The organism is Polaromonas sp. P1_E1_2 (assembly GCF_056406035.1).
Genome location: NZ_JBFUAZ010000078.1, coordinates 1 through 10,615, shown reverse-complemented (window position 1 = coordinate 10,615; position 10,615 = coordinate 1). Strand labels below are relative to the sequence as shown.

Genomic DNA, 10,615 nt, shown 5'->3' with positions numbered 1-10,615 from the left:
CGCCTAGCCAGGACCGCTTCGCTGGGCTTTGTGAGCGGCTCTAGTGCGGCTCCTGCTATGGAATCACTCCACATAAGTGACCACTTTTTGGAGTTGCGCAAAAGCCAGGTCCAGCAGCATGCCGACGATGCCGATGACCAGGATGGCGAAGATCACGTTGGTGAGTGAGAGATTGTTCCACTCGTTCCAGACGAAGTAGCCGATGCCGGTGCCGCCCACCAGCATCTCGGCTGCCACAATCACCAGCCAGGCAATGCCCATGGAGATGCGCATGCCGGTCAGGATGGTGGGCGCAGCCGCCGGCAGGATCACCTGGAAGGCCTTACGCAGGGGACTCACTTCCAGCGTGCTGGCCACGTTGAGCCATTCGCGCTTGACCGAGGCCACGCCGAAGGCGGTGTTGATCAGCATGGGCCAGACCGAGCAGATAAAGATCACAAAGATGCCCGAGATCGATGAGTCCTTGATGGTGTAGAGCGCCAGCGRCATCCACGCCAGCGGCGAGATGGGTTTGAGCACCTGGATGAAAGGGTCAAACGCGCGGCGCAGCAGCGGCGACATGCCGATCACAAAACCCAGCGGCACGGCGACCGCACACGCCAACAGAAAGCCCAGGCCCAYGCGTGCCAGCGAATGGCCGAGCTGGATCAGGATGCCCTTGTCGTTGGGGCCGTTGTCATACAGCGGGTTGGACACCTGCTTCCAGATCGCTGTGCCCATCTGGCCCAGCGTGGGGAAGCCGGTGGTCTTGGTACTGCCCGGGTCTTTGCCCATCATCTTCTGGTATTCGATCTGCTCGGCGCTCAGGCCCGCCGTGCTGGCTGCCGGCGTACCAGATGCGGGCAACGTGGCCACGTACCAGATGCCCAGAAAGGCGAAAAAGATAAGCAGCGAGACCAGGCCCGCCTTGAGGTTCAGCGACTTCATGCGAGCTTGTTGATGGCAAAGCTCTTCACGTAGTCATCGGGCTTGGCCGGGTCAAACTCCTTGCCCATCACCTTGAATTTTTTGTAAGCCCCTTCAGGCGGCTTGAAGCCGGCCAGTGCCATCTGCTTTTTGGCATCCGTCAGCATGAAAACTTTCTCAGCGATCTGTTTGTAATTGACTTCGCCCTTTACATAGCCCCAGCGTTTCATCTGCGTGAGCATCCACACCGCCATGCTCTGCCAGGGCACAGGGTCGAAGTTGGCGCGGTCCGGCACGTTGCGGATGTTGCCCAGGCCGTCGGCGAACTTGCCCGTCAGCACCTGCTGCAGCACGGCCTCAGGCTGGTTCAGGTACTGCGTGGGCGCGATCACCTTGGCGATCAGGTCGCGGTCTTTGGGCTGGCTGGCCATGAAGGATGCGCCCAGCACGGCGCGGTACAGCGCAGCAAAGGTGTTGGGGTTCTTCTGGATGAACTCGTCGCTGACGCCAAAAGCGCAGCAGGGGTGGCCATCCCAGATTTCCTTGGAGAGGATGTGGATGAAACCGACCTCGTCGTACACCGCGCGCTGATTGAAAGGATCAGGGCCGAGGAAGCCGTCGATATTGCCGGCGCGCAGGTTTGCCACCATCTCGGGCGGTGGCACTACGCGCAGTTGTACATCGGTGTCGGGGTTCAGGCCGTTCTCCGCGAGGTAGTAGCGCAACAGGAAGTTGTGCATGCTGTACTCGAACGGAATCGCGAACTTGAACCCTTTCCAGTTCTTCGGGTCGCGGTTGTTCTTGTGCTTCACATGCAGCGTGATGGCCTGGCCGTTGGTGTTCTGGATGCTGGCCACGTTCATGTTGACCTGGTTGGAACCAAGGCCCATGGTCATTGCCAGCGGCATGGGTGACAGGAAGTGGGAGGCGTCATGCTCCTTGTTGATCATCTTGTCGCGTATCAGCGCCCAGCCGGCGGTCTTGTTGAGCTGCACGTTAAGGCCTTCCTTTTTGTAAAAGCCCAGCGGGTCGGCCATGATGAGCGGGCTGGCGCAGGTGATGGCGATGAAGCCGATCTTCAGATCCTTCTTTTCCAGGGGCACGCGGTCTTGCGCCATGGCCTCCAGCGCACCGAGCGGTAGCACCGAGGCAATCGCAGCGCGCGCCGTGTTGGCGCCCACCGCACGCAGGAAGTTGCGGCGCACGCTGTCAACCGGGAACAGCGCCTTCACCAGGCTGGCTTCCATAAAGCTGTGTGAGAGCGCTTGCGGGCTGGCGGCAGACGCATCGGCGGCCTGGTGATCGGCCGCGCTGTGGTCCCTGCCGCAGCTGCATTTGAGCATCAGGGGCTGGTCGGCGTCGTAGGGAGAAAAGAGGTCAGACATGGCGCACACCTTTCTTTGGAAGATGCGGCTGTCTTGCAAGCAGCGGGCCAATTTGGGCCCATTGGGGCGAAAGCGCGGCAGGTGCCGCATTTCGCTGTGGATGCCATGACAGGGTGTAGGGCGTCCACTACAAAAACCGGCCCGCAAGCAGCAACAACAGTGCCGCCATGCTGGTTTTGGCTGCGCAGGCCTGCACGCAGGCCGATACGTCAGCTGATTCTTTCAGCCTCGACGACATCGCGCAGGCTCAAGGTGGCGCGGAAGCTTTGTCACGCACCAAATTCGCGCAGGGCGCGGGGCTTACCCGCGGTGCGGTCAGGCCGGAGACGAGATGTCGGCCAGTGACTGGCCCACATCCTCTTCGTCCTGTCCCTTGACCGCGATATCGCCGATGGAAATGATGCCGGCCAGGCGTTGCGAGCCGTCCAGCACCGGGAGACGGCGAATCTGGCGGGACGCCATGTCTGCAAGGACCGTGTCGAGGTCGTCAGTTTCACGTGCGGTATGGATGTCGGTGCTCATCACGGTAGACAGCGGCGTGCCGCCGTTCAGGCCCTCCGCGACGGCGCGCAGCACGATGTCGCGGTCGGTCACCATGCCGAGCAGCTTGTCGCCCTCGCACACAGGGATCACGCCCACGTCGAGCTCACGCATGGCTTTCGCGGCGTCTGCCACGGTATTGCCGGGGGCCATGGTTCGCACGTTGCGGGTCATCACGTCGGTGACGGTCGTCATAAAAATACTCCTTGGATGGGTGGGCTTGGGTCCGGGCTGGGCGGTATCAGAACGACACCGCCGTCTGCAGCCAGCATGCCCTGCGCGTGCGTGTTTTTGCCGGTCATGGGCACCCGAGCGGCCGTAGGACAAGGCCGTTGACGTGTTGCTGTCAGCTGTCGGCAGGCGCCCTGCCATGGCGCTCGGCGTACAGGGCCAGTTCCACGTCGTTTTTGGCGCCGGTTTTTTCCAGGATGCGCAAGCGGTAGGTGCTCACGGTGTTGGACGCCAGGCCCAGTTGCGTGCCGATCTCACCCACGGACTTGCCGGCCGTGAGCAGGCGGAACACCTGGTGTTCACGGTGCGACAGGGCTTCGGCGCCGCTGCGTCCCCCGCTTCCGCCGACGGCGCTGGCCAGCGCTTCGGCCGTGGCGGCTGAAACGTACAGGCCACCGGCCGCCACCTTGCGCACCGCGGCAATCATGTCATCGGGGTTGGCGCTTTTATTCAGGTAGCCCGCCGCACCCAGCTTGATACAGCGCACGGCGTACTGCTTCTCAGGGTAGGTGCTAAGCATCAGCACCGGCAGGCGAGGCCAGTTTTTCTTGAGCGCCTGCAGCACATCCAGGCCATCGCGCTCGGGCAGGGCAATGTCCAGCAGCACGGCGCTCAGGCCTTTGTCTCCACCCAAAGCGTCGACGCGCTGCAGGATGTCGGGGCCGGTCTCCGCTTCGGCCACCACTTCAATTTCGGGCGCATCGGCCAGCACCTGCTTCAGGCCTTCACGCACGATGCGGTGGTCGTCGCCGATCAGGATTTTGAGGGTGCTCATAACTGGATCCGAAGGTGAAAGGCAGAGCCGTGGCCGACCCGGCTGGTGATCTCCAGGCTGCCGCCCAGGTGGCGCGCGCGCTCCCGCATGCCCATCACGCCGTAGGCATTGGCTGCTTCAAAGGCGGCGGCTTCGGCGCCGCGTCCGTTGTCCTGCACGGCGATGCTGATGTCACTGGCCGTGGCGTGTATGGTGATGGCCACGCGGCTGGCTTCAGCATGCCGTCCTACATTGCTGAGCATTTCCTGGAAGATACGAAAGATGGCAATCGCCGAGGGCTCGGGCAGGGGTGCGGCGTCGGCCACCTCCATTTGCCAGTCCAGCGCCAGTTCGGCCGACTGCACGAATTCATGCGCCTGCCAGTCCAGCGCTGCCCACAGGCCCTGGTGGTCCAGGATGCTGGGGCGCAGGTCGGTGATGATGCGGCCCACGTTGTCGACCGCGCTTTCAATCAGCCGCCCCATGTTCTGGCATTTGCTGCGCATGGTGTCGCGCATGACCTGCGCGTCACCGGGTTCACGCTGCTGCTGTTCGCCCAGGCGTTTGTCGAGCCAGCCCACGTCCATCTTCAGCGCCACCAGCAGGCTGCCCAGCTCGTCATGTACCTCGCGCGCGATGCGCGTGCGTTCTTCCTCGCGCACAGTGTGGGTGTAGGCGGTGAGCTCGCGCAGGTGCTGCAGGGCCTCAGACAGCGCCTGCGTGCGTTCGCTGACGCGCTGCTCCAGCACCGCATGCGCCTGGCGCAGCGCGTCTTCGGCCTGGCGGCGCGCCGAAATATCAACAAAGGTGACCACCGCGCCCTGCACCACGCCACCTTCGACGATGGGGTGCGATGAGTATTCAACGGCAAACGCGCTGCCGTCCTTGCGCCAGAACAGTTCGCTGTCGATGCGGCAGGGCAAGGCCTTGCGAAAAGCGTTGAAGATGGGGCAGAGGTGCTCGGGGTAGTGCGCGCCGCCGGCATGGGAGTGGTGCGCCAGCTCGTGCATGTTGTGGCCCAGCACATCGGCGGGGGCATAGCCCAGTTGCTCGGCGCCGGCACGGTTGATGAATGTGCAGCGGCCGTCCATGTCGATGCCGAAGATGCCCTCACCGGTGGACTCGAGCAGCTGCGACAGCTTGTCGCGCCAGACGGGCTGGTTGGCGCCGGGAAGGTGGGCGGGTGCGGGCATGGCGTAGTTCGGTTAACCGCCGTAGTCCGTAAATTCGGTAAACATCTTGTCAGGGCAACGCCCGCCGGAGCCACTGCGCTCGTAGTAGTTCCAGCGGTAAGCCATTTCCGTGTTGTCCTGGCAAGCCACGCCCTTGTACAGCTTGCCGTAAGTGGCCCTTGCGCCTGAGGATGACCGGAAGCTGTCAAGACTTTCAACGACCAGCACACCATCTTTGGGGTAAACCTTCAGCACGCCGAAAGACGCATTGCTCGGTATGTCGTAGTCCACATAGAGTTCGGTCCGCTCAGGATTCGGGCGCGCCTTCTCTACCAATATAAAAACCGCCTGTTGCTGCTCAACCAGCTCCTGCTGCGTCAGGTGGATAAACGATTGGGACTGCATTTTTTTGCCGAATTTCAGCGCCGGGCCCAGCACCAGCAAAGGTTTTCGCTCATCCGTAGAGGCAGGGTTGAACCGGTGTTGAAGCGGCTTTTTAAACCGGTTAACGACAGCCGAAAAAATTTCGTCGTCGCTAAAGTTTTTATTCTGCAGCTCCAAAGCCCAGACAGGGTTTGCAGCACATAGCAGCAGAGCAGCCAGTAATCGGTGTGTTTTGAAATCCATCATCATTGAACGGTTGTGATTGTTGGACCGCATCATGGCATGGCAAAGCCTGAGTTCTTTCCATACTGCACATGCGGGCATGAGCAAACATCGTGCCCAGCTTGGTGCGTGGCCGGGACTGTATCAACCCAAAATCGGTACTGAAGCGGGCTGGACGGAGCGGCTTGCCCCAGGTTCGCCCCAAAACGGGCTGCTTTTTTGATTCCCTGTAAAGTCCAAGGCATGCTTACGATTTCTAGAGGCGCCGCGCACCTCTCGCCGCGGCCGGTCGCCGCCTTTGCCCTGACAGTGATGATCTTGCTCGTGGCCTGTAGCCCCACGCTGAACTGGCGCGAAGTGCGGCCCGAGGGCACGCGCCTGGCGCTGCTTTTGCCCTGCAAGCCCGACAAAGCCGAAAAAGTGGTTCCACTGGGTGGCCCGGCAACTACCTTGCGCATGCTGGGTTGTGATGCCGGCGGCGCCACCTTTGCCGTGGCGGTGGCCGACCTCGGCGACGCGTCAAAAGCGGCGCCCGTGCTCGCACAGTGGCAAAGCCTCACGCTGGCGAACATGAAGGCCGGGCCTGCGCCGCAGGTGTCACCGCTCAAGTTACCCGGCGCTGCCACGCTGCCGCCAGCCTCGCTGGTCAAGGCCGATGGGCAGGGTCCCGACGGCAAACCGGTGAGCGGGCAGGCTGCCTACTTTGTGCAAGGCCCGCAGGTGTTCCAGGTGGTGATGTATGCCCCGCGCATCGCGCCCGAGGTGGCCGAGACATTTTTCTCCAGCCTCAAGTTTGAATAAAGTGGCTTGCCTTTCATGACCAGCGCAGAAGCTTCCTTGCCGACCTCCCCGAATACCGCTGCGCCGGCTGCCAGTTCCCACCCGGGCCGGCTGGACGCAAAAACCGGCGCCATTGTTTTCCTGGCGTTTGCCGCCGCGTATTTTTGTTCGGCGCTGGTGCGGGCCATCACCGCCACGCTGGCGCCGGTGCTCACGCAGGAGTTTTCGCTGCATGCACGCGACCTCGGCCTGCTGGCGGGCGGATATTTCCTGGGCTTTGCCGCCACGCAGCTGCCGCTGGGCACCTGGCTGGACCGCCATGGCCCCAAGCGCGTGATCCTGTGTTTTCTGGCGCTGTCAGTGCTGGGCTGCCTGGCTTTTTCGTTGAGCACCAGCTTTGCCTGGCTGCTGGCGTCGCGTGTGCTGGTCGGCATGGGCGTCAGCGCCTGCCTGATGGCGCCGCTCACGGGTTACCGCCGCTGGTATGAGCCGGCCACGGTGCTGCGCGCCAATTCGTGGATGCTGATGACCGGCTCACTCGGCATGCTGGCGTCTACCCTGCCGGTGCAATGGCTGATGCCGTTGACGGGCTGGCGATCGCTGTTCTGGATACTGGCCGCGATGATCTTGCTGTCGATGGCCGCGCTCGCCTGGGTGGTGCCGACATGGCAGCTCAATAGAAAGCATGAAAGCACAGAAGCCGCCGCGCCGGCGGTACCGGCCGAAGCTGGCTATGCGCCTATCTGGCGCAGCCGCTACTTCCGCAAGATGACGCCATTGGCTTTTTTCAATTACGGCGGGCTGGTGGCTGTGCAAACCTTGTGGGCCGGCCCCTGGATGATCAGGGTCGCGGGCTATACGCCGCTGGAGGCGGCCACCGGCCTCTTCTATATCAATGCTTCCATGCTGGTGACCTTCTGGAGCTGGGGCATGGTGAACCCCTGGCTGTCGCGGCACGGCTGGGGCGCCACCCGCCTGATCACCTGGGGCGTGCCCTTCAGCCTCACCGTGCTGGCGGTCAATATCGCGGCCGGCACCTCCACCGGATGGCTGGGCTGGGCGCTGTTTTGCATGGGGTGCAGCGTCATGGGGCTGGCGCAGCCCGCGGTGGGTATGGCGTTCAAGGCCTCGCTCGCCGGCCGGGCGCTATCGGCCTATAACCTGATGATTTTTGCCGGCGTGTTCACCGTGCAATGGGGAATCGGCTTGCTGATTGACGTGTTTGCCGCCATGGGCCTGGCACGGGTGGCGAGCTTTCAGGCGGCGATGTCCGTGTTTTTGTGTTGTTGTATCGCCTCATATGGGTATTTCCTCAGTGTGAAAGCTGATAATTCACCGCAATGAACGGCATTTTCATCATCGCTCACGCTCCTTTGGCCTCTGCCCTGCGCCAATGCGTGTTGCATGTGTTTCCGGACAACGCAGCGGGTATTTCCGCGCTGGACGTGCAGCCCAACATGCCACCCGAAGAAACCCTGGCCCAGGCGCGCATCATGCTGACGCAGCTCGGCACCTCGCATGCCCTGGTGCTGGTCGACGTGTTCGGCGCCACGCCCTGCAACGTGGCRCAAAAGCTGGTGGACGGCGTTCATTCCAAACTCATCACCGGCATCAACCTGCCCATGCTGCTGCGCACCGTGTCTTACCGCCACGAGTCGCTCGATGCGCTGGTAGCGCGCGCGCTGATCGGCGCCACGCAGGGCGTGATGCAGGTGGCCATCACCGCACCGCAAAATCAGGTACGCCGAAATCATGATCAAGACCRGCACGAACATCAGCAATAAGCTGGGCCTGCATGCCCGCGCCTCCGCCAAGCTCACCAAACTCGCCGGCAGCTTTGGCTGCGAGGTCTGGATGAGCAAGGGCGAGCGCCGCGTCAACGCCAAAAGCATCATGGGCGTGATGATGCTGGCTGCCGGGTTGGGCAGCATTGTCGAGGTCGAGACCAACGGCAACGACGAGCAGGCCGCGATGGACGCCATCCTCGCTTTGATCGCCGACAAGTTTGGCGAAGGGGAATGAATGGCCCCCACGCTTTTCACTTCGTGTAATACGCTGCCCCCCGAGGGGGCCGCCCCGCCTGCGGCCCGGGAAAGCCGAAGGTGCAGCCCCCACGGTCGCTCACTTCGTGTGCTCCCTGCCCCCCGAGGGGGCCGCCCGCCTGTGGCCCGGCAAAGCCGGTTCCACGTCTCGGACTGGCTCGAAGATACCGTCGTGGAGGGAGTTGTTGCATGACTTTTTCAGTCCACGGCCTGGCGGTCTCGCGCGGCATTGCTATCGGCCGCGCCGTGCTGGTGGCTTCCAGCCGTGCCGACGTGGCGCACTATTTCGTGGACGACGCCAAGACGGCGGACGAGATCACGCGGGTCAGGGTGTCGCGCAATGCGGTGATGGAGGAAATCACGCGCCTGCAGCAAGACCTGCCCAAAGACGCACCGCACGAGCTGGCTGCGCTGCTCGACGTGCACCTGATGCTGCTGCAGGACGAGCAGCTGATCAGCGGCGTGAAACACTGGATCGTCGACCGCCACTACAACGCCGAGTGGGCGTTGACCACGCAGTACGAAATCATTGCGCGCCAGTTCGACGACATGGAGGACGAGTACCTGCGCGAGCGCAAGGCCGACCTCGAGCAGGTGGTCGAGCGCATCCTGCGCCACATGAAAGGCGTGGCCTCGCCGGTGCAGCCCGCGGCCCAGGCGGGCGCCAGCCGCAAGCAGTCGCAGCAAGACCTGTTGCTGGACGACACCACCGACGTGCCGCTGGTGCTGATCGCGCATGACATTTCCCCGGCTGACATGCTGCAGTTCAAGCAGAGCCTCTTTGCCGGCTTTGCCACCGATGTGGGCGGCAAGACCTCGCACACCGCCATCGTGGCGCGCAGCATGGACATCCCGGCGGTGGTCGGGGCGCGTAGCGCCAGCCAGCTGATCAAGCAGGACGACTGGGTCATCATCGACGGCGAGGCCGGGGTGTTGATCGTCGACCCGTCGCCCATCATCCTGGCCGAATACGGCTTCAAGCAGCGCCAGGGCGAGCTGGAACGCCAGCGCCTGAACCGGCTCAAGCACACGGCGGCGCTGACCATCGACGGGCAGAAAGTCGATCTGCTGGCCAATATTGAAATGCCCGAAGACACGGTGGGCGCGGTGGCTGCCGGCGCCGTCGGCGTCGGGCTGTTTCGCAGTGAATTCCTATTTATGGGCCGCAGCGGCAAACTGCCCGACGAGGAAGAGCAATACCAGGCCTACCGCAAGGCGATTGAAGGCATGCACGGCCTGCCCGTCACCATCCGCACCGTGGATATCGGCTCCGACAAGCAGCTGGACCGCCACAAGGCGCAGGACACCCACCTCAACCCGGCGCTGGGCCTGCGCGCGATCCGCTGGAGCCTGGCCGACCCGCCGATGTTTTTGACGCAGCTGCGCGCCATTTTGCGTGCGGCCGCCCATGGCAAGGTCAACCTGCTGGTGCCCATGCTGGCGCACGGCAGTGAAATCCGCCAGACCATGGCGCTGATTGACCGTGCGCGCGCATTGCTCGACAACAAGGGCGTTCCGTACGGGCCGGTACGGCTGGGCGCAATGATCGAAATCCCGGCTGCGGCGCTGACGCTCAAGCTCTTCCTGAAGTACTTCGATTTCCTGTCCATCGGCACCAACGACCTGATCCAGTACACGCTGGCCATCGACCGCGCCGACGAGGCGGTGTCACACCTGTACAACCCCTGCCACCCGGCCGTGTTGCGGCTGATCGCCGACACCATCAACGAATGCAACGCGCAGGGCAAGGGTGTCAGCGTTTGTGGCGAGATGGCCGGCGACGTCACCATGACGCGGCTGTTGCTGGGCATGGGCCTGCGCAGCTTTTCCATGCACCCGTCGCAGATCCTGGCGGTCAAGCAGCAAATCCTGCGCGCCGATGCCGCCAAGCTGCAGCCCTGGGCTGAACAGGTGCTGGCCTGCGAAGAGCCGGCGACGATGCTGCAAGGCTGAAGGGTGCTGCCGGCAGGGCAGGTGTGATGCTATTAAAAATATAGCTGCTCGCGCACGTTCAGATTGGGCTAGAGCCCGAAAACGCTTGTAAATCTCGCGAATCTACCCGTTGAGAGGGCTGAAACAAAGCGAAACACGCCGCAACCGCGCTGCAAACAGCCGCGGGCCTCCCGCGGGCACCATGAGGAACCTTCACTTCTTCTTTGAGGCTCCTCATGAAACATCGCGTTAAAAAAATCCTGCTCG

At 62.9% G+C, this 10,615-nt stretch carries 11 protein-coding genes; 5 read left to right on the top strand and 6 right to left on the bottom strand.

The window, feature by feature from the left end; all coding sequences use genetic code 11:
• Positions 1-63: 63 nt before the first annotated feature.
• The 6 genes from AC1D1P_RS06335 to AC1D1P_RS06310 form a co-directional block, all read right to left on the bottom strand.
• On the bottom strand, positions 64-927 hold the full coding sequence (locus AC1D1P_RS06335; RefSeq protein WP_477672428.1) for an ABC transporter permease: 864 nt from the start codon (positions 925-927) through the stop codon (positions 64-66).
• Positions 924-2,291, bottom strand: a complete 1,368-nt coding sequence (locus tag AC1D1P_RS06330; RefSeq protein ID WP_477672427.1) for a CmpA/NrtA family ABC transporter substrate-binding protein — start codon at positions 2,289-2,291, stop codon at positions 924-926. The genes AC1D1P_RS06335 and AC1D1P_RS06330 overlap by 4 nt, the downstream gene beginning before the upstream one ends.
• Before the next feature lie 315 nt (positions 2,292-2,606).
• Positions 2,607-3,026 carry a CBS domain-containing protein gene (locus tag AC1D1P_RS06325; RefSeq protein ID WP_477667612.1) on the bottom strand — a complete coding sequence of 140 codons (420 nt, stop codon included), beginning with the start codon at positions 3,024-3,026 and terminating at the stop codon, positions 2,607-2,609.
• Positions 3,027-3,177: 151 nt separating this feature from the next.
• Positions 3,178-3,837, bottom strand: a complete 660-nt coding sequence (locus AC1D1P_RS06320) for a response regulator transcription factor (RefSeq protein WP_477667613.1) — start codon at positions 3,835-3,837, stop codon at positions 3,178-3,180.
• Positions 3,834-5,009 (bottom strand): sensor histidine kinase, encoded by a 1,176-nt coding sequence (locus AC1D1P_RS06315; RefSeq protein ID WP_477672426.1) that lies wholly within the window; start codon positions 5,007-5,009, stop codon positions 3,834-3,836. Before AC1D1P_RS06315 ends, AC1D1P_RS06320 begins: the two co-directional genes overlap by 4 nt.
• A gap of 12 nt (positions 5,010-5,021) precedes the next feature.
• On the bottom strand, positions 5,022-5,621 hold the full coding sequence (locus AC1D1P_RS06310; RefSeq protein WP_477672425.1) for a hypothetical protein: 600 nt from the start codon (positions 5,619-5,621) through the stop codon (positions 5,022-5,024).
• Positions 5,622-5,837: 216 nt separating this feature from the next.
• Here AC1D1P_RS06310 and AC1D1P_RS06305 point away from each other — a divergent pair, with 216 nt between their 5' ends.
• The 5 genes from AC1D1P_RS06305 (at position 5,838) to ptsP (ending at position 10,369) form a co-directional block, all read left to right on the top strand.
• Positions 5,838-6,395, top strand: coding sequence for a hypothetical protein (locus AC1D1P_RS06305; RefSeq protein ID WP_477672424.1), 558 nt, complete (start codon positions 5,838-5,840; stop codon positions 6,393-6,395).
• Positions 6,396-6,410: 15 nt separating this feature from the next.
• On the top strand, positions 6,411-7,718 hold the full coding sequence (locus AC1D1P_RS06300; protein WP_477672423.1) for an MFS transporter: 1,308 nt from the start codon (positions 6,411-6,413) through the stop codon (positions 7,716-7,718).
• Entirely contained in the window at positions 7,715-8,158 is a 444-nt protein-coding gene (locus AC1D1P_RS06295; RefSeq protein WP_477672422.1) for a PTS sugar transporter subunit IIA, read from the top strand. The genes AC1D1P_RS06300 and AC1D1P_RS06295 overlap by 4 nt, the downstream gene beginning before the upstream one ends.
• Positions 8,127-8,396, top strand: coding sequence for an HPr family phosphocarrier protein (locus tag AC1D1P_RS06290; protein WP_477672421.1), 270 nt, complete (start codon positions 8,127-8,129; stop codon positions 8,394-8,396). The genes AC1D1P_RS06295 and AC1D1P_RS06290 overlap by 32 nt, the downstream gene beginning before the upstream one ends.
• Positions 8,397-8,605: 209 nt before the next feature.
• Entirely contained in the window at positions 8,606-10,369 is a 1,764-nt protein-coding gene (ptsP, locus tag AC1D1P_RS06285; RefSeq protein WP_457281601.1) for a phosphoenolpyruvate--protein phosphotransferase, read from the top strand.
• Positions 10,370-10,615: the final 246 nt, after the last annotated feature.